The following is a 23,689-nucleotide window of genomic DNA, read 5'->3' as shown; positions in this document are numbered from 1 at the left end:
GCGGGCGATGGCCGCGCGCGACCTGCGCCTGGTCTGGCGCCGCCGCGGCGACGCCGCGCAGCCGCTGCTGTTCGCGCTGATGGTGGTCGCGCTGTTCCCGCTGTCGCTGGGCAGCGAACCGGCACAGCTGGCGAAGATCGCGCCCGGCGTGCTCTGGGTCGCGGTGCTGCTGGCCAGCCTGCTGACCCTCGACACCCTGTATCGCAGCGACGTCGAGGACGGCAGTCTCGAACAGCTGCTGCTGGCGCCGGTGCCGCTGGCCTGGCTGTTGCTGGTACGGGTCGGCGTGCACTGGGCGACCAGCGCCCTGCCGCTGATCCTGGCGACGCCACTGCTGGCCGAGATGCTGCACCTGCCCACGCACCTGTTGCCGCTGCTGCTCGGCTCGCTGGCGCTGGGCACGCCGCTGCTGTCGCTGCTGGGTGCGGTGGTCGCCGCACTGACGGTCGGCATCCGCCGCTCTGGTATGATTCTCGCCCTGCTGGCGCTGCCCTTGCTGCTGCCGGTCCTGGTGTTCGGGGCCGGTGCCGTGATGGCCGCCGCCCAGGGCCTGCCCTGGTCCGGCGCGCTGCTGATGCTGGGGGCCGGACTGGCCCTCGCCCTGATCCTCGCCCCGCTCGCCGCCGCCGCGGCGATCCGGATCGCGCTGACCTGACGTCGCGGCCGCCGCGCCGCCCGAGCCGAACAACGCCGTGAACCCCGTCCTGCTCTGGTTCCACCAACTCGGTTCGCCCCCCACCTTCGACCGCTTCGCCGCGCGCTGGGCGCCAGTGTGCTTCCTGCTGGCGCTGGTGACGCTGGCGATCGGCCTCTACGGCGCCCTTTTCGTGGTGCCAGCCGATTACCAGCAGGGCGACAGCGCGCGCATCCTCTACATCCACGTGCCCAGCGCCTGGATGAGCCTGTTCGTCTACGGGCTGATGGCGGTCTACGCGGCGATCGCGCTGATCTGGCGCATCAAGCTGTGCGAGATCCTTGCGATGTCCTGCGCCCCGATCGGCGCCTGGTTCACGGTGATCACCCTCGCCACCGGCTCGATCTGGGGCAAGCCGATGTGGGGCACCTGGTGGGACTGGGATCCGCGCCTGACCAGCGAACTGGTGCTGCTGTTCATGTACCTCGGCGTGCTCGGCCTGTACGCGGCGATCGACGACCGCCGCAATGCCGCCCGCGCCGCCGGCTACCTGGCGATCATCGGCATCGCCCTGCTGCCGGTGATCCGCTACTCGGTGACCTGGTGGAACTCGCTGCACCAGGGCGCGACGATCCGAATGTTCGGCGAATCGACCCTCGACGCCTCGATGACCTGGCCGCTATGGGTCATGGTGATCGCGACCAAGTTCTGGTTCGCCGGTTCGCTGCTGCAGCGTGCGCGCGCCGACAACCTGGCCCGCGAGGCCGGCAAGGATTGGGCGCGCGCCGCCGCCGGGGTGAAGCCGTGAGCTATATCGAATACCTGATCGGCGCCTACGCGGTGTTCGCCGCGGTGCTGGCCTGGGACTACGCCGGCCCGCGCTGGCGGCTGGCCCGCACCCGCCGCGAGATCGGCCAGCGCGCCCGCCGCGAGGCCGCGCGCGCCGGCAACGGAGACAAGCGATGAACCCCACCCGCCGCCGGCGCCTGCTGCTGGTGCTCGGCTTCGCCGCCGCCGCCGCGGTCGCCGTCACCCTGGTGACGCTCGCGCTGCGCGAGAACATCACCTACCTGTACACGCCGAGCCAGGTGTATGCCGGCGAGGCCGCCGACCAGGCGGTGTTCCGCCTCGGCGGCATGGTCGCCGAAGGCAGCCTGCAGCGCGAGGAAGGCACGCTGAAGGTGCGCTTCGCGGTCAACGACGGCGACGCGGTGATGCCGGTCGAATACGAGGGCATCCTTCCCGACCTGTTCCGCGAGAACCAGGCGGTGATCGCCACCGGCCGCCGAGAGGGCGATGTATTCGTCGCCACCCAGGTGCTGGCCAAGCACGACGAGACCTACATGCCGCGCGAGGTCGCCGAGGCGATGGCGCGCCAGCACCAGAAGCACGGCGTGCCGGCGGATGCCGACACCGCACCCGCCGGCGACGGAGCGGACTGAGTGCTGCCCGAACTCGGCCTGTTCGCGCTCGTGCTGGCGCTGCTGGTGGCGCTGGCGCTGGCGGTGCTGCCGCTGATCGGCGCCCAGCGCGGCCACCCGGCGCTGACCGCCAGTGCGCGGCCGCTGGCCTGGGCGCTGTTGCTGCTGGTCGCCGCCAGTTACGCGGTGCTGACCTGGGCCTTCGTGCAGCACGACTTCTCGCTGTCCTACGTCGCCCGCAACTCGAATTCGCTGCTACCGCTGGCCTATCGCTTCACCGCGGTGTGGAGCGCGCACGAGGGCTCGCTGCTGCTGTGGGTGCTGTTCCTGTGTCTGTGGACGGCGCTGGTGGCGCGCTTCTCGCGGGCATTGCCGGCGGAAGTGATCGCGCGGGTGCTGGCGGTGCTGGGCATGGTGGCCTTCGGCTTCATCGCCTTCACCCTGTTCACCTCGAACCCGTTCGAGCGCCTGCTGCCGGCCGCCGGTGAGGGCCGCGACATGAACCCGCTGCTGCAGGACGCGGGCATGATCTTCCACCCGCCGCTGCTGTACACCGGCTACGTCGGTTTCGCGGTCGCGTTCGCGTTCGCGATCGCGGCGCTGATCGGCGGCCGGGTCGACGCGCAATGGATGCGCTGGTCGCGGCCGTGGACGAACGTCGCCTGGGGCTTCCTGACCCTCGGCATCTGCCTCGGCAGCTTCTGGGCCTATTACGAGCTCGGCTGGGGCGGCTGGTGGTTCTGGGATCCGGTCGAGAACGCCAGCTTCATGCCGTGGCTGGTCGGCGCCGCGCTGCTGCATTCGCAGGCCGTCACCGAAAAACGCGGCGGCTTCCGCGGCTGGACCCTGCTGCTGGCGATCGCGGCGTTCTCGCTGTCCCTGCTCGGCACCTTCCTGACCCGCTCCGGGGTGATCACCAGCGTGCACGCCTTCGCCTCCGATCCGGCGCGCGGCATGTTCATCCTCGTGCTGCTGGGGCTGGTGATCGGCGGCTCGCTGCTGCTGTACGCGCTGCGGGCGCCGAAGGACGAGGGCGGCAAGCCCTTCGCGCCGGTCTCGCGCGAGACCCTGCTGCTGGCCAACAACCTGCTGCTGACCGCGGCGGCGGCGATGGTCCTGCTCGGCACGCTCTACCCGCTGCTGGCGGAGGCGCTGGACCTCGGCCAGATCTCGGTCGGCCCGCCCTATTTCGCGCTGCTGTTCACCCTGCTGATGGCGCCGCTGGTGCTGCTGCTGCCCTTCGGGCCGCTGACCCGCTGGCAGCGCGAGGAAGCCGCGCGGCCGCTGCGCTGGCTGGCGCCGTGGGCGGCGCTGGCGGGCGTGCTCGCGGTGCTCGCATTCTTCGCGTGGCCGAACGGCACCGGCAAGACCGCGGTCGGCGTGCTCGCGGCGAGCTGGCTGCTGCTGGGCACCGGCCGCTTCGTGTGGTCGCGGCTGCAGGCGCCGGCGGGCAGCCGCCGCTTCACCCCGGAGATGGTCGGCATGATCCTGGCGCACGCCGGCATCGGCGTATTCGTCGCCGGCGTGTTCCTGACCGAAAGCACCAGCGTCGAACGCGACGTCGCCGCGCGCCCGGGCCAGAGCTTCGAGCTGCGCGGCTACGAATTCCGTTTCGACGGCGCCGAACAGGTGACCGGCCCGAATTACCGCGCCGACCGCGGCACCGTCACCGTGCTGCGCGACGGCGCCGAAGTCGTGGTCCTGCATCCGGAGAAGCGCGCCTATGCCAGCGGCGGCCAGGTGATGACCGAGGCCGACTTCGACGGCAGCCTCGGCCGCGACCTCTATGTCGCGCTCGGCGAGGCGCTCGACCGCGAAGGCAGCTGGGCGCTGCGCCTGTACGTGAAGCCCTTCATCCGCCTGATCTGGCTGGGCGCGATCCTGATGGGCCTCGGCGGCTTCGTGGTCGCCTTCGACGGCCGCTTCCGCCGCCGCGACGCCGCCGGAGCGCCGGCATGATGCGCCGGCTGCTGCCGCTGCTCGCCTTCGCCGCGCTGGCGGTGCTGCTCGGCCTCGGCGTGCTGCGCAATTCCGGGCGCGACAACAGCGCCATCGTCTCGCCGCTGATCGGCAAGCCGGCGCCGGCCTTCGCGCTGCCGGTGCTCGGCACGCCGGAGCGCATCGTCAGCGGCGACGAGCTGCGTGGCGCGCCCTACCTGCTGAATGTCTGGGGCAGCTGGTGTCCCGCCTGCCGCGACGAACATCCGGTGGTCACCGCGATCGCCCGTTCCGGCGCCGTGCGGGTGATCGGCTACGACTACAAGGACGCACCTGAAGACGCGCAGCGCTGGCTGGCGCAGTTCGGCGATCCCTACGACGTGGTGATCACCGACGAGGACGGCCGCGCCGCGCTCGACTGGGGCATCTACGGCGCGCCCGAGACCTTCCTGGTCGACGCCGAAGGCATCATCCGCTGGAAGCACGTCGGACCGATGGACGAGGCGATCGTGCACGAGGAACTGATGCCGCTGCTGGAGTCGCTGCAATGAGCGCCGCGGCTCTGCGCACACTGCTGCTCGCACTGCTGCTGGGGCTGGCCACCGGCGTCGCCGCGCAGGCGCCGATCGAGTTCCGCGACGCCGCCGAGGAGGCGCGCTTCCGCGCGCTGACGGTGCAGCTGCGCTGCGTGATGTGCCAGAACCAGTCGCTGGCCGATTCCGACGCGCAGATCGCCCGCGACCTGCGCGCCCAGGTGCTGGAGCTGATGCGCCGCGGCATGAGCGATGCCGAGATCAAGGCCTGGCTGGTCGAACGCTATGGCGATTTCGTGCTGTACGAACCGCCGGTGAAGCCGGCGACCTGGCTGCTGTGGTTCGGCCCGGCGCTGATCCTGCTCGCCGGCGCCGGCGTGGTGGTGGCGATCGTGCGCCGGCGTACCGCCGCGCTGCCGGCGACCAGCGCCCCCGAAGACGACCAGGAGTGGTGATGACCGCCTTCGTGCTCGCCGCCGCCGCGCTGCTCGCCCTCGTACTGGTGATCGTGCTGCCTTCGCTGTGGCGCGGTGGCCGCACCGCCGGTCTCGCCCTGGTGCTGCTGCTGGCCGGCGGCGGCGCCGGCCTGTATGCCCTGCTCGGCACGCCGATGGCGCTCGATCCGGCGCTGGTGCGCGCCCCGACCACCGCCGCGGAGGCGGTGGCCCAGCTGGAAGCGCGGCTGAAGGCCGAACCCGCGAACGTCGAGGGCTGGGTGCTGCTGGCGCGTTTCCGTGCCCAGACCGGCGACTGGGTCGCGGCCCGCGACGCGATGGCCAATGCCCGCGCCGTGCTGCCCGACGACCGCGACCTGATGGTCGAACATGCCGACCTGATGATGCGCGCGGCTCCCGACGGCCGTTTCCCGGCCGAGGCGACCGCGATGCTCGAGCAGGTCGTCGCCGCGGTGCCGACGCACCAGCGCGCGCTGTTCTACCTCGGTGCCCAGCGCTACCAGGCCGGGCAGCCGGCGGAAGCGGTGGCGCTGTGGGAACGCCTGCTGCCGCTGCTCGACGAGGCGACCGCCCAGGCCCTGCTGCCGCAGCTGGCGATCGCGCGCACCGAGGCCGGGATGCCGGCGCGGGACTATGCCGCCGAGCTGGCTGCCGGTCGCGGCGGCGACGCTGCCGCCACCGGCACCCGCCTCGCGGTGACGATCGAACTCGCGCCGGAACTCGCCGCCCGCCTCGGCGACGACGACGTGCTCTATGTCTTCGCGCGTGCCGCCGATGGCGCCGGCCCGCCGGTCGCCGCCCGGCGCATGCCGGCGCGCGGTTTTCCGGTCCAGCTCGAACTCTCCGACGCCGACGCATTGATGCCGACCGGCACGCTGTCGCAGCAGACCGCGGTGCAGCTCGCCGCACGCATCTCGAAGTCCGGCGACGCCGCGGCCGCCGCCGGCGATCTCGTCGCGGCCGCGCAGACCGTCGAGCTCGTCGCCGGCGAGGCGGTGGCGGCGACGCTGCGCATCGACGGGGTGCAGGAATGAACGCCGCCGGCCCGTTCGAGCGCATCCCGCCGGGCAGCCGCTTCGTCGACCTGCCCTCGCCGTTCGAGTTCAAGCGCGGCGGCGCCCTGCACGGTGCCCGCGTCGCCTACGAGACCTGGGGCGAGCTCGATGCCGCCGGCGGCAACGCGGTGCTGATCCTCACCGGCCTGTCGCCGAACGCACATGCCGCTTCGCACGACGGCGACCCCGAGCCCGGCTGGTGGGAGGCGATGCTCGGCCCCGGCAAGCCGATCGACAGCGACCGCTGGTTCGTGATCTGCGTGAACACGCTCGGCAGCTGCAAGGGTTCCACCGGCGCCGCCTCGATCGATCCCGCCACCGGCGCCCCCTACCGGCTCGCCTTTCCCGATCTCTCGATCGAGGACTGCGCCCGCGCCGCGCATGCGGTGGTGCGCGCGCTCGGCATCGAACAGCTGGCCTGCGTGATCGGCAATTCGATGGGCGGCATGACCGCGCTCGCCTACCTGCACCTGCATCCGGGCGCGGCGCGCGCGCACATCAACGTCAGCGGCAGCGCCCAGGCCCTGCCGTTCTCGATCGCGATCCGCTCGCTGCAGCGCGAGGCCATCCGTCTCGACCCGCACTGGAACGGCGGCGACTACGACGATGCGCGCTATCCCGAAAACGGCATGCGCATAGCCCGCAAGCTCGGCGTCGTCACCTACCGCTCGGCGATGGAATGGGACGGCCGCTTCGGCCGCGTCCGCCTCGACGACGACACCGGCGAGGACGAGCGCTTCGGCATGGAATTCCAGGTCGAAAGCTATCTGGAAGGGCACGCGAAGCGCTTCGTGCGCAGCTTCGACCCCAACTGCTACCTCTATCTCGGCCGCGCGATGGACTGGTTCGACCTCGCCGAATACGGCGGCGGCGACGTCATGCGCGGCCTCGCCTCGATCCGCGTCGAACGCGCGCTGGCGATCGGCGTCGAGACCGACATCCTGTTCCCGCTGCAGCAGCAACAGCAGGTCGCCGACGGCCTGCGCGCCGGCGGCTGCGACGCGGAATTCCTCGCCCTGCCCTCACCGCAGGGCCACGACGCCTTCCTCGTCGACATCGCCCGCTTTGGGCCGGCGATCCGCGGCTTCCTCGACGCGCTTTCGCACTGACGCCGGTCGCGGCTTCGCGGGCGCCGCGAGCCGGTGGGCGTTTTCCGGACAAGCCGTGAACCCGTCCATGGGGGCTCTTCGGCGACGTCCCTGTCGCCGAAGGTCCGGAAAACGCCCACCGGCTCGCAGCCAGAAAGTCGATTGGCCGGCGTCAGCACGAAAGAACAGCGCGCGGCGCAGCCCAGCGGGCTCGAACCCACGGAGCGCAAACACCCGATATGCGAAGTAGGCGCTGAACCGCCGGCTACGGCGAACCCGACACGAGAGTCGACGCCCACCCCGAACACGCCGACTACGAACTACCTCGTACGAACTACGAACTAGTCTTGGTACCGGTGAGAGGACTCGAACCTCCACGAGGGGTTGCCCCGGCTGATTTTGAGTCAGCTGCGTCTACCATTCCGCCACACCGGCCCGCCCGCGGATTATAGCCCTGCGTCCGCAGCGCCGCCGGCTGTTCCTGTGGAAACCGCCGGCCGATGAATCGACGAGGCCGCCGCGCGAGCCGCGAGCGCGGACCTTCGGCGACATGGACGTCGCCGAAGAGCCCCCATGGACGGGTTCACGGCGTGTCCGCGCTCGCGGCTCGCGTGGCGGCCGCAGGCGGATCCGACCCCGGCGGATTCCACAGGATCAGGCGGCGGCGTCGAGTGAGAGCGTGCGGTCGAGCTTGCGGTACCAGCCGGGCTGCCCGTCGGCCTGGAAATGTGCGCAGGTGAGCAGCGGCGCCCGATAGATGTGCAGCGAGATCGCGATCTCGGTGTCCGACGGATTGCGGATCGCGTGGTACTCGTGCGGCGGGATCAGGCAGCCGGCGGAGCCGACACCGGCGCGCTCGGTGGCGACGGTTTCGAAGCGGAAACGGTCGCCGTCGCGCTCGCGCAGTTCGTACTGGGTGATCTCGAGTTCGCCGCGCCAGACGCCTTCGACGCACCAGCAGCCGGCGTGGTCGTGGATCGGCGTGCCCTGCCCCGGGCCCCAGGTCATCGCGACCACGCTGTAGCCGTTCTTCTCGCAGCGGTAGAGCTCGCGGCGGGCGTAATGATCGGCGACCGGCTCGTGGCAGCACTCGGGCAAGGCGACGCTCTGCTCGCGCATGGCCCGGCACATGCCTTCGCGGATGGCGGCGGTGACCGCGTGCTCGTCGCCGGCGGCGAGGGCGTCGTCGATCATCGCGAACAGGCGGTCACAACCGGGGAATTCGAGCGCGAGCATGGCGATACCGTCGGATTTGTCCCGGCCCATTCTAGCCACAGCGCCGGGCCACGGTTTGCCGCAGGTCAATCCCGGCCCGCGGCCGGCCACGGCCACCAGCCCCGTCCGGTCAGCGCGTAGCGGTCGGCGGCCTGCTCGAAACGGTTGCGGTGGCTGATGCCGCCGCAGAGGAAATACAGCGGCAGGAACAGCGGTCCGAGCACCAGGTACTGCAGCACGTGCGCGCGCTCGTGGTCGCCGAGGCGCAGGCGGTCGCTGTAAGTCCCGTCGGCACGGCAACGGTAGCTGGTCACCACCTCGTCGAGGCTGTCGCCGCTGTGCAGGATCACGTTGCCGAGCGTCAGCGCCCCGCCCGGCCCCCACGGATAGCGGTGGAACACGAGCGCCAGGTCGGAGACCCGCACGCGCGCGCCGAAAGCCATGCCCACCAGCCCGGCGAGCACGCCGGCCAGCGTCAGCGGCGAGGTCCACAGGCCGCCGAGCAGTTTCGCGGCGGTCACGAATGCCTTGTTCATGCCGTCGAATCTAGCAGCCGCCTTGCCGGCGGCGCCTGCCCTCTGCGACCCTGCCCGCCTCACCAGGAGCCGTCATGACCGAAGCGAGCGACGACCCGCGGCAGCTGCCGAAGCGGACCACGCCCACCTGGGAGATGGAACTGCTGATCTCCGGCGCGACGGTGTTCAGCCTGCTGCAGCTGCCGGACCAGGTCGACCGGCTGCTGTTCGGTTTCTACAACAACACGCTGCCCGACCTCGCGGCGCTGTCGCTGCCGCTGTGGATCTACGTCAAGTTCGCGCTGCTGACGCTGATCGCGACCTTCCTGCTGCATCTGGTGACGCGCGGCTACTGGGTGGCCCTCGTCGGCCTGCATTCGGTCTATCCCGAGGGTGTGCGCTGGGACCGGATGCGCGAACGGCTCGGGCCGCAGTACTTCCGGCGGGTCCACGCGGACCTGTCCGACATGTCCACGCTGATCGAACGCGCCGACAACCGCGCGAGCCTGGTGTTCGGCGTCGGTGTCGGCCTGGCCACGGTGATGTTCGTGCCGATGCTGATCGTCAGCCTGATGATGGTGGCGATCTGGGCACGCTGGGCGCTGTCGGGTGGCGAAGGCGGCGGCCAGACGCTGCTGTTCGTGGTGCTCGGAGCGTTCGGCATCGTGGCGATCCTGTTCGCGGTGCTCGTGCAGTGGGACCGGCGTGCGGGTGCGGGTCTGGTTCCCGGCAGCCCGCAGGAACGGCGCATGCAGCGGCTGTTCGACCTTTACGCGAAGATCGGCTTCTCCGGCTCCGGCAATCCGCTGCTCACCCTGTTCTCCAGCCACGCGGGCAGCCGGCGCACCGCCGTGTTGATCACCGTGGTCGCGGTCGTCGTCTTCACGATCGTGCTGGGGCAGACGGTCGGCAGCCGGATGGGACTGGGACTGCGCATCGGCGCGGGGCTTCCGCCGGATGGTTTCGGCGTCGCGTCGCTGGTGAAGGCCGACCATTACGACGACCAGCGTGGCGACGTCATCCAGCTGGTGCCGCCGCCACACATCCCGTCGCGAATCATCGCGGGGGATTGGCTGCCGCTGTTCATTCCCTACATCCCGACCCGCCACGACGAGTTCGTCGCCAGGGACTGCGCGATTGCCGAGCCGACCTCATCGGAACCCGACGCGACGGCCGATGCCGGCGAACCTGCCGAAGCCGGGCGCGAGCGGCGTCGGCAGGAACGCGAAGCGCGCCGGCAGGAACGCGCGAAGTACTGGCGCGAGCGCCTGGACTGCCTGGCGCGCCTGCACCTGCTGGCGATCGACGGCGAACCGGTCGCGGTGCCCTTCGATGCCGGCGAGGATCCGCGCACCGGACAGCGCGGCCTGGTCGCGATGCTGCCGATCGCCGATCTGCCGCGCGGCCGCCACGAACTGACCGTCGGCCGCCTGCCGCGCAATCATGGCGAGGACCCGCCGGATCCGTGGCGGATCCTGTTCTGGAAGAGCGAGTAACCCCTCACTTCCCCATTTCCCTGTAGGAGCGGCTTCAGCCGCGATGCTCTTCGTGAAAAGCATCGCGGCTGAAGCCGCTCCTACAGTGCGGTGCTCAGCGGTCCAGGCTGAGCTGGCCGAGCAGCACCCCGGCCTGGGTGCGATTGCGGACGCCGAGCTTCTCGAAGATGGCGCTCATGTGCGCCTTGACGGTGCGTTCCTGGATGCCGAGCTCGTCGGCGATCTGCTTGTTGAGGCGGCCTTCGGCGACGCGGGTGAGCACCTTGAACTGCTGCGGGCTGAGGCTGGCGAGGCGGGCGGCGGTGTCGCTGTCGCCGGGATCGGCCGGCGCCGCCGCCACCGCGTCGCGCAGCGACGGCGGCAGCCACACCTCGCAGGCGAGTACCGCGCGCAGGCCGGCCTGCAGTTCGGCGAGATCGGCGCGCTTGGTGAGATAACCGGCGGCGCCGTAGGCGAGCGCGCGGCGGATCGTCGCCGGTTCCTCGTGCGCGGAGATCATCGCCACCGCGACGCCGGGATGTTCGGCGCGCAGCGACGCCAGGCCCATCAGGCCGTGGCTGCCGGGCATGTGCAGGTCGAGCAGCACGAGGTCGGTGTCCGGCGCCGCGGCGAGCGCGGTGAACACCGCCGGCATGTCCTCCACCTCGGTGAGCTCCGCCTCCGGCAGCACGCCGCGTACGGCCTGCGTCAGCGCGAGCCGGTAAAGCGGGTGGTCGTCGGCGATGACTAGCTTCATTCCAGTTCGTAGTTCGTACGAGGTACGAGGTAGTGGTCGTTTCCAGCGCGATCTTGCAGGAATCGTCGACTCCCTGCTCGCGAAATCGCAGGCAGGAACGCCCCCTTCCAGCCGCCGGACTTAACTACCTCGTACCTCGTACGAACTACGAACTCCGCTATTGCGCGGTCCAGGCCCCGTCGACCGGAATCGCCGCGCCGGTCAGGTTGTGCGCCTCGCGCCGGCAGAGCCAGAGCACCACGGCCGCGATCTCGTCGGGCAGGCACATGCGGCCGCTGGGCTGCTTCTCGCGCAGCAGTTCGCGCACGCCGGCGTCGCGGTCGCCACCGACGGCGGCGGCGCGGGCGGCGATCTGCGGCTCGATCAGCGGCGTCTCGACCCAGCCCGGGCAGATGCAGTTGGCGGTGACGCCGCCGGAGTCGCGCGAACCGGCCTGGGCGTATTCCAGCGCCGCGACCTTGGTCATCCCGATCAGGCCGTGTTTGCTCGCCACGTACGGCGCCTTCTGCACCGACGCGACCAGGCCGTGCACCGAGGCGATGTTGATCACCCGGCCGTAGCCGTTCGCGGCCATCGCCGGCATCGCCAGCCGCATCGTGTGGAACGCGGCGCTGAGGTTGACCGCGATGATCGTGTCCCAGGTCGCCGCCGGCATGTCGGCGAGCGCCGCGGTGTGCTGCACGCCGGCGCAGTTGACGACGATGTCGGGCGCGGCGGTCGCCGCCAGTTCGCCGCACATCGCCTCGATCGCGGTCGCCGACGTGAGGTCGGCGCCGAAGTGGCGGGCCGACGGCGCCCCGGCCTCGCGCACCGCGGCGAGCGCGGCCTCGATCTGCTCGCGCGAGCCGAGGCCGTTGATCGCCAGCGCGGCGCCGGCACCGCCGAGCGCACGCGCGATCGCCAGGCCGATGCCCGAAGTGCCGCCGGTGACCAGGGCACTGCGGCCCGCGAGGAAGGTGTCGGCCATCGCCGCCTCCTGAAGATTCGATGCCGGCACGCTAGCAGCGGCAGCGCGGCGCCCGCGACGTACGAAGGTACGATGCCGGCCCCGCGCGCGGGCGGTATCTTCGGGCGATGAACCCGATCAGCCGCCTCCTGCCCGCCGCCATCGCCGCCGCCCTGCTCGCCGGCTGCGCCTCGCTGAATTCCGCCGCGCCGGCCGACCTCGTCGCCGCCGCAACGCCGGCGCCTGCCGGCGATCCCGCCGTCGCCGCGGCGACGATCCGGCACACGGTCCACCGCGACGGCGACGACCTGTTGAGCGCCGGCCTCGGCGAAGCCGGCCTGCGCGCGGCGACCCCGCCGGCCTTCGCGGATGCGCAAGCGCCGACCGCGCAGGAACTGCGCCGGCGCGCGATCTGGAGCAACTGGCGCGGCATCGCCGACCTGTCGCCCGGCAGCGCCTACGGCCGCGACTACGGCAGCTTCGCCGCGGTGCCCGGCGAGGAGTTCCAGGCCTTCGTCGAACTGCCCGGCCGCGCGCAGCCGCACCGCGTGCTCGTGCAGCTGCCGGACGCCTTCGATCCGGCGAAGCCCTGCGTCGTCGTCACCGCCTCCTCCGGCTCGCGCGGCATCTACGGCGCGATCGCCCTCGCCGGCGCCTGGGGCCTGCCGCGCGGCTGTGCGGTCGCGCACACCGACAAGGGCACCGGCACCGGCTACGTCGATGCCGCGGACGGGATCGGCACCGGTCTCGACGGCCGCCGCGCCGCGACCGGCGAGCCGGTCGAGTTCGCACCGACCGGCGGCGACGGCATCCGCGTCAAGCACGCGCATTCCGGCGACAACCCGGAAGCCGACTGGGGCCGGCATGTGCGCCAGGCCGCGGCCTTCGCGCAGCGGGTGCTCCGCGAGCGCTATGGCGATGCACTGGCCGCCGACGCCACGGTGATCGCGGTGGGTGTCTCCAACGGCGGCGGTGCGGTGCTGCGCGCGGCGGAGCTCGACGGCGACTGGCTCGACGGCGTCGTCGCGATCTCGCCGAACGTGCTCGCCGGCAACGGTGGCCGCGCGCTCTACGACTACTCGACCGAGGCGGCGATCTGGCTGCCCTGCGCGCTCAATGCCAGCGCCTACGACGGGCTGGCCCTGGTGCGCCCCGGCGGCGCGCCGGCACCGGCGGGCGCGCTGCGCTGCGCCGCGCTGGCGGCTTCCGGCGAGATCAGCGAAAGCGAGCCGGCGGCGCAGGCCGAAGCGGCGCGCCGGCACCTGCGCGAGCGCGGCTGGACCGACGCCGCGATCGCCGCCGCCGACCTCAGCACCGCCTTCGACCTGTGGCGCTCGGTGAACGTCACCTACGCCGCCGCGTATTCGCGCAGCGGCGACGAGCCGATGCCCTGCGGCTACGGCTTCACCACCGTCGATGCCGCCGGCAAGCCGACCGCGGCGACCGCGGCGATGCGCGCGGCCTGGTGGAGCGACGCCTCGGGCATCCCGCCCGGCGCCGGCGTCGGCATCGTCGACGGCCTCGCCGGCGGCGAGGATCCGCTGCTGCCCGGCCTGCGCTGCCTGCGCCAGCTCTGGGACGCCGGCGATGCCGCGCTGATCGCCGGCATCGACGGGACCCGCGCGGCGCTGCCCGCCGCCGGTCGCCCGGTGCTGGTCGTGCACGGCCTCGACGACGGCCTGATCCCGGCGGCCTTCAGCGGCGGCGCCTATGCGAACTGGGCCGGTGGCGCCGGCCGCGAGGTCGTGTACTGGCCGGTCGCCGGCGCGCAGCACTTCGACGCCTTCGTCGCGCTGCCCTTCTGGACCGGCCGCTACCAGCCGCTGCTGCCGGTGGCCTACCGCGCGCTCGATGCGATGTGGGCGCGCATCGCCGACGGCGAAGCGCTGCCACCCGCCGCCCAAAACGGTGCCGGGCACGGTAAAGACGGTGCCGGGCACGGTTAAGTCGGCTTAACGGTGCCGGGCACCGTTTTTCCCGTTCTTCGTCGTTCACGCGGCCGGGGTGAGACTGCCGGCACCTGCTGGAGGTGCGCGATGACCATGTCTACCGCTTCCCTGTTCCCGCCCACCCGCGCCTTCGCCGCGCGGCGGCTGCTGCCGTTGGTGCTGCTCGCGCTCACCGCCTGCGCCGGGGTGTCGACGCACATGCTCGGCGCCGCGCGTCCGCCGGTCGAACCGGCGACGGTGCGGATCTATACCGAACGCCCGCCCGGCGCGATCGACATCGCCGAGATCGAGGCCCGCAGCGGCGCCGGCTTCGGCACCGCCGGCCAGCGCGAGGCCGCCCTCGCCCGCCTGCGCAGCGAGGCCGCGAAACTCGGCGCCAACGGCGTACTGCTGCTCGGTCGCGGCCGCGACGCCTCCCCCGTCGGCCTGTCGGTCGGCGGCGGCAACTACGGCCGCCACGGCGGCGTCGGTGTCGGGGTCGGCATTCCGACGACGCAGGAGCGGGTGCATGGGGTCGCGATCTGGGTCGGAGAGGCGCGCGACCTGCAATAGGTGGCGGGAGGGGGTCCGCGCGGTCGCTGGCCTGCAAGAAAGGCATCGCGGCTGAAGCCGCTCCTACATTTGGACCAGGCGCGCCATGGCGGAGCGCAGGGCCAGTGGGCGCAGCGGCTTGTGCAGCAGGACGCAGCCGGCTTCCGCGACCGCGCCCCGGACATCGGCGGCGTGGTCGGCGGTGATGATCACGCAGGGCGCGGTGACGCCGGCGGCGACGAGCCGTTCGCGCAGCTGCAGGCCGGTGGCGCCGCCGCCGAGGTGGTAGTCGAGCAGCAGCAGATCCGGTGATGCGCCCTCGGCGGCGCGGCGCAGCGCCTCGTCGGCATCGCCGGCGGCGATCACGTCGTTGCCCCAGCCCTGCAGCAGTGCCTGCATGCCGCGCAGCACGTCGGCGTCGTTGTCGACGACGAGCACGCGGCAGCGCGGCGTCGCCGGTACCGGGATCGGCGCCGGTGCCGGCGCGGCCGCGACCGGCGCCGCCAGCGGCACCTCGATCGCGAACACGCTGCCGGCGCCGGGCCACGAGCGCAGCCGCAGCGGGTGCTGCAGCAGGCGGGCGATGCGGTCGGCGATCGCCAGCCCGAGGCCGAGGCCCTGGCCGCCGCGGTCGAGGCGACGGAACTCCTCGAAGATCGCGGCGCGGTCCGCCTCGGCGATGCCGGGGCCGGTATCCCAGACCTCGATCGCCAGCCGCTCGCCGCGGCGCCGGCAGCCGACCAGCACGCGGCCCCGGCGCGTGTGCCGCAGCGCATTGCCGAGGAAGTTCTGCAGCACCCGCCGCAGCAGCTGCGGATCGCTGCGCACCCAGGCGGTGCAGCGCACGCCGTCGAGGCGCAGGCCGCGGTCGTCGGCGAGCACGCCGAACTCGCCGAGCAGGCCGGCCAGCAGTTCGTCGATGCGGAAGGTCTGCAGCGCCGGCTCCAGGCCGCCGGCATCGAGCCGCGAGATGTCGAGCAGGCCGGCGAGCAGGGTCTCCGCCGAACCCAGTGCGCCGTCGATGTTGGCGAGCGCGGCGCGGTGCTCCTCCTCGACCAGCTTCGGCGCCAGCGCATGCACGAACAGGTGCGCGGCGTTCAGCGGTTGCGCGAGGTCGTGGCTGACCGCGGCGAGGAAGCGGGTCTTCGCGCGGTTGGCGCGCTCGGCCTCGGCCTTGGCGCCGGCGAGTTCGGCGGTGCGTTCGGCGACGCGCTGCTCCAGCGTCTCGGCGACGGACTTGAGCGCCGCCTCGTTGGCACGGAATGCGGTGACGTCGGTGAAGGTCGCGACGAAGCCGCCGCCGGGCATCGGGTTGCCGCGGATTTCGATGACGCGGTCCGGCGGGAAGCGCCGCTCGGCGACGTAGGGCGTGCCGGCGCGCATGTGGTCGATGCGCTTGCCGACCTCGCGTTCGGCGTCACCGGCGCCGGCCAGGCCGCGGCGGACGTTGCAGGCCACCAGATCGGCGACCGGCACCCCGACCCGCAGCAGTTCCGGCGGGTAGTCGAACAGTTCCGCGTAGGGTCGGTTCCAGGCGACCAGGCGCAGCTCGGCGTCGACGACGCTGATGCCCTGGTCCATGTTCTCCAGCGCCGCCTCGAGCACGCGCTGGTTGAAGCGCAGCGCCTGCGAGGCTTCGCCGACGATCGTCGCGACGGTGTCGAGGTCGCGGCCCGGCTCGCGGCGGGCGGCGTCGAGCAGCAGCCGCGCCGAGGCGGCGCCGAGCACCGCGCCGAGTTCGCGTTCGACGCGTTCGCCGGCGGCTTTCGCGCGCTCCGGATCGTCCGCGCCGGCGAGCAGCGACTCCACCTTCACCGCCGGCAGGAAGCGCCCGGCGACCTCGCGCAGCACCTCCGGCGACAGCGCATCGCCGACCCGGCCCGGGGCATCGCCGAGGCGGGCGGCGAGCAGCGAGGTCACCAGGGTCGCGGCGACCAGGCTGAGCACGCTCGCGCGCGCGATCCGGCTCCAGCCCTCGAGGCCGAACATGCCGTCGGGCGCCAGCCACGCGATCCCGAACGGGCCTTCGCGCAGCCACGGCGACGAAACGCCGGCGGCTTCCGCGAACGGCGGCAGCATCAGCACCCAGAACCACAGCGCCACCGCGACCACGAGGCCGGCGAGCACCGCCCGCGCCGGCGTCGCCGGCCGCCACACCGCGAACGCCACCGCCGGCGCCAGCGTCGCCAGTCCGGAGAACGACAGCGCGCCGATGTCGGCGAGCGCGTCGTTGCCGGCGATCGCGCGGCTGTAGACCCAGGCCAGCAGCACCACCGCGATGATGCCGATGCGGCGCTGGATCAGCAGCGCCGGGCGCAGGTCGGCCCCGGCGGCGGCCCAGCGCCCGCGCACCAGCAGCGGCGCCAGCCAGTGGTTGCCGATCATCACGCTCAGCGCCAGCGTCGAGATGATCACCATGCCGGTGGCGGCGCTGAGGCCGCCGAGGAAGGCCAGCAGGGCCAGCGCGTCGTGGCCCTGCGACAGCGGCAACGCCAGCACGTAGAGGTCGGACGGCACGCCCAGCGGCGCCAGCAGCGCGTCGCCGGCGCGCGCCAGCGGCAGTACCGGCAGCGCGATCGCCAGCATGTACAGCGGGAACAGCCAGCGCGCCGTGCGCAGTTGCCGTTCGCTGCGGCATTCGACGACGCCGACGTGGAACTGGTGCGGCAGCGTGAACATCGCCAGCGCACCGAGCAGTACCAGCGCCGGGAAACCACCCGCCCCTTCCGGCGCCGGCAACGGCGGTGGCGAAGCCGGCAGTTCCAGCCCGAACCAGACGAACACCCCCAGCGCCAGCATCGCCCCGAGCTTGAGCAGCGACTCGGCGGCCATCGCCAGCACCAGGCCGCGGTTGTGCTCGGCGGCCGAGGCCCGACGCGTGCCGAACAGCATCGCGAACAGCGCCATCGCCAGCGCGATGTAGAGCGCGCTGTCCTGCCACGGCGGCGGCGTCAGGTCGCTGGCGCGGGTCAGCAGGCCGAAGCTCATCGCCACCGCCTTCAGCTGCAGCGCGATGTAGGGAACGATGCCGATCACCGCGACGAAGGTCACCGCCGCCGCGAGCCAGGAACTGCGCCCGAGCCGGGTGGCGATGAGGTCGGCGAGCGAGGTCGAATGGTGCTCGCGCGCCAGCCGCAGCAGCTCGCGCAGGAAACCGAAACCGAGCACGTACAGCAGGATCGTGCCGACGAAGGTCGGTGGAATCGGCCAGCCCGAGCGCTGCGCCTGCGTCACGGTGCCGAAGAAGGTCCATGACGTGCAGTAGACCGCCAGCGACAGGCTGTACACGACCGGCCAGTGCCGCTGCATCAGCGCCGGCCGCCGCTCCGCCCACAACGCGGTCCCGAACAGCAGCCCGAGCCACGCCAGCCCGGCGAGCACGACGACGGAGCCCGTCAACACGCCGCCGCCCCCCTCACCTCTGCAGGAGCGCCTTCAGGCGCGATGCTTCGAGAAACGAGAAACGAGGAACGAGAAACGAGTGACAGCCCGCGCCTTCGGCGCGGACGTACTGCGCACGAGTGAAGAGTGAGGCCCTGCGACCGCCGCCATCCGCGCGCAGCGCGAGCCCTCTCCCGTTCCTCGTTCCTCGTTTCTCGTTTCTCGCACCGAAGGTTCAGCGCGCGCCCCCACCCGCCGCGGCGAGCGTGTCGATCACCCGCCCCACCCACCCCACCTGCGCTCCGGCACGGGTGTCGTAGTCGGCGCCCGTATAGCCCCACCAGTCCCAGCATGCTTTCGGATTCAGCGGCAGCCACGACGGCTGCACCTGAGGATACAGGACCACCAGTCCGTAGACGTCGGCCCAGCGGTTGAAGCCGGCGTCGCGGGCGAACACGTTGCCGACCTGCACCGCGCTCTGCTCGCAGCCGTGGAAGACCACCAGCAGGCCGCAGGCTTCGCCGGCCGCGCAGGCCTTCGGTACGTAGGCGAAGCCGCGGTCGGCGAGCTGCGGCGAGCCGGACCCGTCGGCGGCGAACACGGTCTGGTCGAACTCGCGCAGTTCGCCGCCGGTGCCCGCCGCGGCGTCGCGCGAAGGCGGACCGTACAGCCAGGCGAGCGCGGCGCCGGCCGCGTCGAAGCCACAGGCACCGAGCCAGGGCGCCGCCGGCTCGCCGCAGTCGCCGCCGCGGTCGACGGTCGGCCAGACGTGGGCGAAGCCGCGTTCGAAATCGCGCTGCAGGGCCAGCCCGTCGCCGCCGAGTTCGGCATAGAGATCGGCCGCCGCGGCGCCGAGCGCCGGCGCGACCGTGGTGTCGTCGCGGCCGTGCAGCACGAAGACGTGGTCGCCGCGCAATCCGTCGAGCGGCGCGAGCGCACCGCGGTCGGCGCGTTCGCGCACGCGCTGTGCCAGCGCCGCGAGATCCGGCGCCGGCGCGCCCTGCATGCAGGACCCGAGGGCGATCTGCAGCGTGCCGACCGCGCAGCCGTAGGGCCCGCCGGCGACCAGCGCGGCACCGCGCAGGCGGTCGGAGAACGCCAGGTGCACCTGGGTGGCCATGTACGCGCCCGACGACAGTCCGGCGACGGCGACGCGGTCCGGATCGATCACCAGCGCCGGCAGCGCCGGCGCCGGTTCGCGGCCGCAGCCGGCCAGCAGCAGGAGCGGGAAGAAAAGACGGGCCGCTGCTGCGGCCCGTTGGGACATTCCCCGGGGAAATCGCATGGATCAGAAGTTGTAGCGGACCGACAGGTACCAGTTGCGCGGCATGCCGTAGTACGCGGTCTGGATGTTGCCGATGCTCGAGAACTCCTGGCCCTCGGTCATGTAGACCTCGTCGCTGAGGTTGCGCACGCCGCCGCGCACTTCCCAGCGCTGCTCCGGCGACGACCACGCACCCCACAGGCCGAACAGCGTGTAGGCCGACTGGCGCAGGTTCGGGCGGTTGTCGACGGTCAGCGACACCGCGCTGCGATGCGAGACGTCGCCGCCGACGGTCAGGCGGCTGCCGTTGGCGAAGTCGAAGCCGTGCTGCAGGGCGATGCGGGCGGTGAAGTCCGGCGAGAACGGCACGTGGTCGTGCAGGCTGGCCAGGGTCGGATCGACCGCGACGCGCGGGTCGTCGAAGCGGTCGTAGCCGGCGCTCATCCAGCCGAGCTGGGTGCTCAGCAGGGTGGACTCGCCGAGCAGCGCGCTGCCCTCGAACTCGATGCCGTTGATCGTCAGCTCGGCGGCGTTGAGCACCGGGAACGCGAAGGTCGGGATCGGCGCACCCGGGTTCTGCACCTCGGACACGCGCGCCTGGAAGTCGCGGTAGGCGCTGTGGAAGGCGGCGATGTTGCCGCGCAGGCGGCCGTCGGCCGACTGCATCTTCAGGCCGAGCTCGTAGGTCCAGACGTATTCGGGGTCGAAGGTGCTGATCTCGGTCGCGGAATTGGCGCGGCCGTTGAAGCCGCCGGCCTTGTAGCCGCGGTTGGCCGAGAAGTAGGCCATCACCTCGTCGCTGAAGTGCTTCTCGAGGCTCAGCGACGGCGTCCACGCGCTCCAGGAATCGTCGATCTCGAACTCGAGCTGCGGGTCGGCCGCGAGCAGGGCCAGGTTCGAGAACGTCGAGGTGGTGCGCCAGTAGTCCTTCTGGTCGCGGCTCCAGCGCAGGCCGGCCGACAGGTTCCAGCTCGGGGCGAACTCCCAGCTCATGTGCGCGAAGGCCGCCAGCGAGGTGTTCTCGAGATCGTCGTCGATCGTGCGCAGGAAGGTCAGCGGCACCCCGCCCCAGCGCAGGAAGTCGTCGGCATAGGCTTCCTGGTGCGAGGGCACGTTCTCGCGCAGGTAGTACAGGCCGAACACCGCCTGCAGGTCGTCGCCGTTGTCGTACTGGAACTGGAATTCCTGGCTGAACTGGTCCTGGTCGATCGCCACCAGCACGTCGCCGAGCTGGAACTGCGAGCCGTCGATGTCGATGAACGACGCGGTCTCGAGCGAGCGCCAGGCGCTGATCGACTTGAAGCGCCAGGTGTCCGACAGCGTCCAGTCGACGTGCGCCGAGAAGCCCTTGTGGGTCATCTCCTGGCCCTGGTCGGGCGCGAACGAGGTGCGGCTCCGGAAGTCGTAGACGCCGGTCGGCGCCGGCATCAGCAGCACCTGGCCGAACAGGAAGTCGGTGGCGTACAGCGGCGCGGTCGGGCGGCCGAGGGTCAGCGCGTTGTCCTGGTCGGTCCAGTCGACGCTGAAGGTCACGCTGAGGTCGTCGGACGGGCGGAACATCAGCTTGGCGCGGATCGCGTTGGTGTCCTCGCCGTTGTAGTCGATGCCGGTGACCGGGTCCTCGACGTAGCCGTCCATGTGGGTCGAGGCCGCGGCGAGGCTGAAGGCGACGGTGTCGCTGAAGGCCTGGCCGAAGTAGGCGCGGCCGTCGCGGCGGCCGAATTCGCCGACGGTGGCCTCGACGGCGCCGCCGGCGTCGTCGAACGGGTTCTTCGTGGTCAGCTTGATCGCGCCGCCGGTCGAGTTGCGGCCGTAGAGCGTGCCCTGCGGGCCGCGCAGCACTTCGACCTGGGCGACGTCGAACAGGGTGAACAGGGCGCCGTTGATGCGCGAGTAGTAGACGTCGTCGACGTACATGCCGACGCCGGGATCGAAGGTCTGCAGCGCGTCCGGCTGGCCGATGCCGCGGATGAAGACGTTGACCGAGTTCGAACTGCCGCGGCCCTGCACGATGTTCATGTTGGGCACCGCGCCCTGCAGGCCCTCGACGCTGGTCGCCTGCAGGTCGCGCAGCGCGTTCTCGCCGAAGGCGCTCACCGCCACCGGCACGTCCTGCAGCGACTCGGTGCGGCGGCGGGCGGTGACCTCGACCTCGTCGAGCATCGTCGCCTCGTCGGCCGGGCGCGGCGCCTCCTGCGCGGCCACGCCCAGCGAGGCCAGCGAAAGGGACAGGGCGATCGCCCGGCTCAGGTGGTTGCGCTTCATGTTTTCCCCTCATGCGGACGCGCGGCCGGACGGCCGTGTTGCGGCGCAATCTATGCTGGGGCCGCGCGGGCGGGCACCTGTACCTTGGTACAAGTGGCCGCGGCCGCCGCCGCGCCGACACTCGCCCCACCCGTCGGAAGTGCCGGCGGAACCGGGGTTCATCGAATGTCCTTCCTGATCGTGCTCGCCGCGCTGGTGTTCCTGATGGTGGTCGCCTACCGCGGCTACAGCGTGATCCTTTTTGCCCCCGTGGCTGCGTTGGGCGCGGTGCTGCTGACCGATCCGTCCCTGGTCGCGCCGATGTTCACCGGCCTGTTCATGGACAAGATGGTCGGCTTCCTGAAGCTGTATTTCCCGGTGTTCCTGCTGGGCGCGATCTTCGGCAAGCTGATCGAGGTTTCCGGTTTCTCGAAGGCGATCGTCGCCGCCACCATCCGCCTGTTCGGCGCCGGCCGCGCGATGCTGGCCATCGTCGTCGTCTGCGCCCTGCTGACCTACGGCGGCGTGTCGCTGTTCGTGGTGGTGTTCGCGGTCTACCCGTTCGCCGCCGAGCTGTTCCGCCAGGCCGATATCCCGAAGCGGCTGATCCCCGGCACCATCGCCCTCGGCGCCTTCACCTTCACGATGGACGCGCTGCCGGGCACGCCGCAGATCCAGAACATCATCCCGGCCGGCTTCTTCGGCACCGATGCCTGGGCGGCGCCGGTGCTGGGTACGCTCGGCGGCGTCTTCATCCTCGCGCTCGGCATGACCTATCTGGAATGGCGGCGGCGGGCCGCGGCCCGCGCCGGCGAGGGTTATGCCTCCGGCGTCGAGCTGCTGAACGAACCGGCGGCGATCGCCGGCGAGAAGCTGGCCAATCCCTTCATCGCCCTGCTGCCGCTGCTGCTGGTCGGCGTCTCGAACAAGGTCTACACCCTGCTGATCCCGCGCTGGTACGGCGACAGCCATTCCTTCGTGCCGGCGGTGATCGGTTCGCCGGCGCCGGTGGTGCAGGAGATCCCGAAGATCGCCGCGATCTGGGCGGTCGAGGCGGCGCTGCTGACCGGCATCGTCGCGGTGCTGCTGCTGGCCTGGAAGCCGGTGACCACGCACTTCGCCGAACAGACCAAGCCGGCGATCGCCGGCGCCCTGCTCGCGGCGATGAACACCGCCAGCGAATACGGCTTCGGCGCGGTGATCGCGGCGCTACCCGGCTTCCTGGTGGTCGCCAACGTGCTCGGCGCGATCCCCGATCCGCTGGTGAACGAAGCCGTCACCGTCACCGCCCTCGCCGGCATCACCGGCAGCGCCAGCGGCGGCATGAGCATCGCGCTCGCGGCGATGGCCGACGTGTTCATCGCCAACGCCAACGCCGCCGGCATCCCGATGGAAGTGCTGCACCGCGTCGCCTCGATGGCCAGCGGCGGCATGGACACCCTGCCCCACAACGGCGCCGTGATCACCCTGCTCGCGGTCACCGGCCTCACCCACCGCCAGGCCTACAAGGACATCTTCGCGATCACCGTGATCAAGACGTTGGCGGTGTTCGTGATCATCGGGGTGTTCTACGCTACCGGCCTCGTCTGACTGGCCCGGCGCCGCCGGGCGTCCAGGCCGGAGGTGCGCGTGTTGGAAGCCCCCACGATATTGAAAGCGGTCGCGGCGTCGCAGGTCGTCGCCGCGTTCGCCAGCCGGCTGTTGACGCTGGCGTCGGGCTGGAAGGCCGATCCGACCTGGCCGTTCGGGTTGCTCCAGCCCCTCGTGGTCCTTCCGATGCTCTTCCATGGACTCGTGCTGGGGCCGGTCATGGTCGTTTCGATATGCCTGATCAAACCCTTCCGGGTGACCCCACGCGCGAAGGCGTCCGCGATCGTGCTGGCCCTGGTGGGCGCAGCCATCGCCGCACCCTCGCCGCTGATGCCCAGCGCGTTCGACGCATTCACCTGGCGGATGAGCACCTTCTCCGAGGAACAGTTCCAGACGCTGGCCCGCGACCTCCGCGCAGAACTGGCAACGACGAGTCACACCGGTCGCCTCGGACACCTCGACGGCGGCACCCGCGAACGCGTCCTCCGATCCCTGCGCCCCAGGCATCGGATTCTTGATATCGGCGATTTCCCGGTGGACCTGAATGTCCACGAGAACCACGTCTCGATCGAATGGGCGAGTGGGCTGACCGGGGGCTATGAGGTCTTCATCGCCGATGGCCCCGAGGCATCCTCGGGTCTGCCGCCCGCGAATATCCACGCGAACGTTTCGGCGACGATCAAGTAGGTGCCCTTCGT

21 protein-coding genes and 1 tRNA gene are annotated in these 23,689 nt (G+C 71.7%); 14 read left to right on the top strand and 8 right to left on the bottom strand.

Features of this window, described 5'->3' with window-relative positions:
* The first annotated feature begins 7 nt into the window (after positions 1-7).
* The 9 genes from ccmB to metX are packed head-to-tail and all read left to right on the top strand — an operon-like array spanning position 8 to position 7,145.
* Positions 8-655, top strand: coding sequence for a heme exporter protein CcmB (gene ccmB, locus K311_RS0101140; protein ID WP_051239470.1), 648 nt, complete (start codon positions 8-10; stop codon positions 653-655).
* A gap of 37 nt (positions 656-692) precedes the next feature.
* Positions 693-1,442 (top strand): heme ABC transporter permease, encoded by a 750-nt coding sequence (locus K311_RS0101135; RefSeq protein WP_026815786.1) that lies wholly within the window; start codon positions 693-695, stop codon positions 1,440-1,442.
* Complete coding sequence (gene ccmD / locus K311_RS18250; RefSeq protein ID WP_154659406.1) at positions 1,439-1,600, top strand: heme exporter protein CcmD; 162 nt, start codon at positions 1,439-1,441, stop codon at positions 1,598-1,600. The genes K311_RS0101135 and ccmD overlap by 4 nt, the downstream gene beginning before the upstream one ends.
* Positions 1,597-2,076 (top strand): cytochrome c maturation protein CcmE, encoded by a 480-nt coding sequence (gene ccmE, locus K311_RS18245; protein WP_026815785.1) that lies wholly within the window; start codon positions 1,597-1,599, stop codon positions 2,074-2,076. The genes ccmD and ccmE overlap by 4 nt, the downstream gene beginning before the upstream one ends.
* Complete coding sequence (locus K311_RS0101120) at positions 2,077-4,014, top strand: heme lyase CcmF/NrfE family subunit (RefSeq protein WP_026815784.1); 1,938 nt, start codon at positions 2,077-2,079, stop codon at positions 4,012-4,014.
* Complete coding sequence (locus K311_RS0101115) at positions 4,014-4,544, top strand: DsbE family thiol:disulfide interchange protein (RefSeq protein WP_026815783.1); 531 nt, start codon at positions 4,014-4,016, stop codon at positions 4,542-4,544. Before K311_RS0101120 ends, K311_RS0101115 begins: the two co-directional genes overlap by 1 nt.
* On the top strand, positions 4,541-4,981 hold the full coding sequence (locus K311_RS0101110; protein WP_026815782.1) for a cytochrome c-type biogenesis protein: 441 nt from the start codon (positions 4,541-4,543) through the stop codon (positions 4,979-4,981). The genes K311_RS0101115 and K311_RS0101110 overlap by 4 nt, the downstream gene beginning before the upstream one ends.
* Complete coding sequence (locus K311_RS14695; RefSeq protein ID WP_051239356.1) at positions 4,981-6,015, top strand: tetratricopeptide repeat protein; 1,035 nt, start codon at positions 4,981-4,983, stop codon at positions 6,013-6,015. The genes K311_RS0101110 and K311_RS14695 overlap by 1 nt, the downstream gene beginning before the upstream one ends.
* Positions 6,012-7,145, top strand: a complete 1,134-nt coding sequence (gene metX / locus K311_RS0101100) for a homoserine O-acetyltransferase MetX (RefSeq protein ID WP_026815781.1) — start codon at positions 6,012-6,014, stop codon at positions 7,143-7,145. Before K311_RS14695 ends, metX begins: the two co-directional genes overlap by 4 nt.
* A 327-nt stretch (positions 7,146-7,472) precedes the next feature.
* Here the strand turns inward: metX and K311_RS0101095 are convergent.
* From K311_RS0101095 to K311_RS0101085, 3 genes are all read right to left on the bottom strand, one after another.
* Positions 7,473-7,559: transfer RNA gene (locus K311_RS0101095), tRNA-Leu, on the bottom strand.
* Positions 7,560-7,778: 219 nt separating this feature from the next.
* Positions 7,779-8,360 carry a cysteine dioxygenase family protein gene (locus K311_RS0101090; protein WP_026815780.1) on the bottom strand — a complete coding sequence of 194 codons (582 nt, stop codon included), beginning with the start codon at positions 8,358-8,360 and terminating at the stop codon, positions 7,779-7,781.
* Between the two features lie 65 nt (positions 8,361-8,425).
* Positions 8,426-8,875: a hypothetical protein gene (locus tag K311_RS0101085; protein WP_026815779.1), complete on the bottom strand. Its 450-nt coding sequence runs from the start codon at positions 8,873-8,875 to the stop codon at positions 8,426-8,428.
* A 74-nt stretch (positions 8,876-8,949) separates the two neighbouring features.
* Here K311_RS0101085 and K311_RS0101080 point away from each other — a divergent pair, with 74 nt between their 5' ends.
* Positions 8,950-10,350 (top strand): M48 family metalloprotease, encoded by a 1,401-nt coding sequence (locus tag K311_RS0101080; protein WP_026815778.1) that lies wholly within the window; start codon positions 8,950-8,952, stop codon positions 10,348-10,350.
* Between the two features lie 94 nt (positions 10,351-10,444).
* On the opposite strand, the gene K311_RS0101075 is transcribed toward K311_RS0101080, so the two are convergent.
* Positions 10,445-11,086 carry a response regulator transcription factor gene (locus K311_RS0101075; protein ID WP_026815777.1) on the bottom strand — a complete coding sequence of 214 codons (642 nt, stop codon included), beginning with the start codon at positions 11,084-11,086 and terminating at the stop codon, positions 10,445-10,447.
* A gap of 157 nt (positions 11,087-11,243) precedes the next feature.
* Positions 11,244-12,053, bottom strand: coding sequence for a 3-hydroxybutyrate dehydrogenase (locus K311_RS0101070; protein WP_026815776.1), 810 nt, complete (start codon positions 12,051-12,053; stop codon positions 11,244-11,246).
* A gap of 107 nt (positions 12,054-12,160) precedes the next feature.
* On the opposite strand from K311_RS0101070, the gene K311_RS0101065 reads away from it, so the two are divergent.
* Together K311_RS0101065 and K311_RS14690 are read left to right on the top strand one after the other, a co-directional pair.
* The gene (locus tag K311_RS0101065) at positions 12,161-13,978 is read left to right on the top strand and encodes a 3-hydroxybutyrate oligomer hydrolase family protein (RefSeq protein ID WP_081683211.1); all 1,818 of its coding nucleotides are present in this window, start codon (positions 12,161-12,163) and stop codon (positions 13,976-13,978) included.
* A gap of 96 nt (positions 13,979-14,074) precedes the next feature.
* Positions 14,075-14,533, top strand: coding sequence for a hypothetical protein (locus tag K311_RS14690; protein WP_051239469.1), 459 nt, complete (start codon positions 14,075-14,077; stop codon positions 14,531-14,533).
* 63 nt (positions 14,534-14,596) lie between these two features.
* On the opposite strand, the gene K311_RS0101055 is transcribed toward K311_RS14690, so the two are convergent.
* The 3 genes from K311_RS0101055 to K311_RS0101045 form a co-directional block, all read right to left on the bottom strand.
* The gene (locus K311_RS0101055; RefSeq protein WP_026815774.1) at positions 14,597-17,914 is read right to left on the bottom strand and encodes a hybrid sensor histidine kinase/response regulator; all 3,318 of its coding nucleotides are present in this window, start codon (positions 17,912-17,914) and stop codon (positions 14,597-14,599) included.
* 214 nt (positions 17,915-18,128) lie between these two features.
* On the bottom strand, positions 18,129-19,160 hold the full coding sequence (locus K311_RS0101050; protein WP_026815773.1) for an extracellular catalytic domain type 2 short-chain-length polyhydroxyalkanoate depolymerase: 1,032 nt from the start codon (positions 19,158-19,160) through the stop codon (positions 18,129-18,131).
* Between the two features lie 21 nt (positions 19,161-19,181).
* Positions 19,182-21,422, bottom strand: coding sequence for a TonB-dependent receptor (locus K311_RS0101045; RefSeq protein WP_026815772.1), 2,241 nt, complete (start codon positions 21,420-21,422; stop codon positions 19,182-19,184).
* A gap of 165 nt (positions 21,423-21,587) precedes the next feature.
* On the opposite strand from K311_RS0101045, the gene K311_RS0101040 reads away from it, so the two are divergent.
* Positions 21,588-22,991: a GntP family permease gene (locus K311_RS0101040; RefSeq protein WP_026815771.1), complete on the top strand. Its 1,404-nt coding sequence runs from the start codon at positions 21,588-21,590 to the stop codon at positions 22,989-22,991.
* Positions 22,992-23,030: 39 nt separating this feature from the next.
* Positions 23,031-23,678: a hypothetical protein gene (locus tag K311_RS0101035; protein ID WP_154659405.1), complete on the top strand. Its 648-nt coding sequence runs from the start codon at positions 23,031-23,033 to the stop codon at positions 23,676-23,678.
* The last annotated feature ends 11 nt before the right edge of the window (positions 23,679-23,689 follow it).

The sequence above is a fragment of the Arenimonas composti TR7-09 = DSM 18010 genome (genome assembly GCF_000426365.1).
GTDB classification, from domain to species: Bacteria; Pseudomonadota; Gammaproteobacteria; order Xanthomonadales; family Xanthomonadaceae; genus Arenimonas; species Arenimonas composti.
Note: the sequence above shows the minus strand (reverse complement) of the source record. Positions and strands in the feature narration are given on the sequence as shown.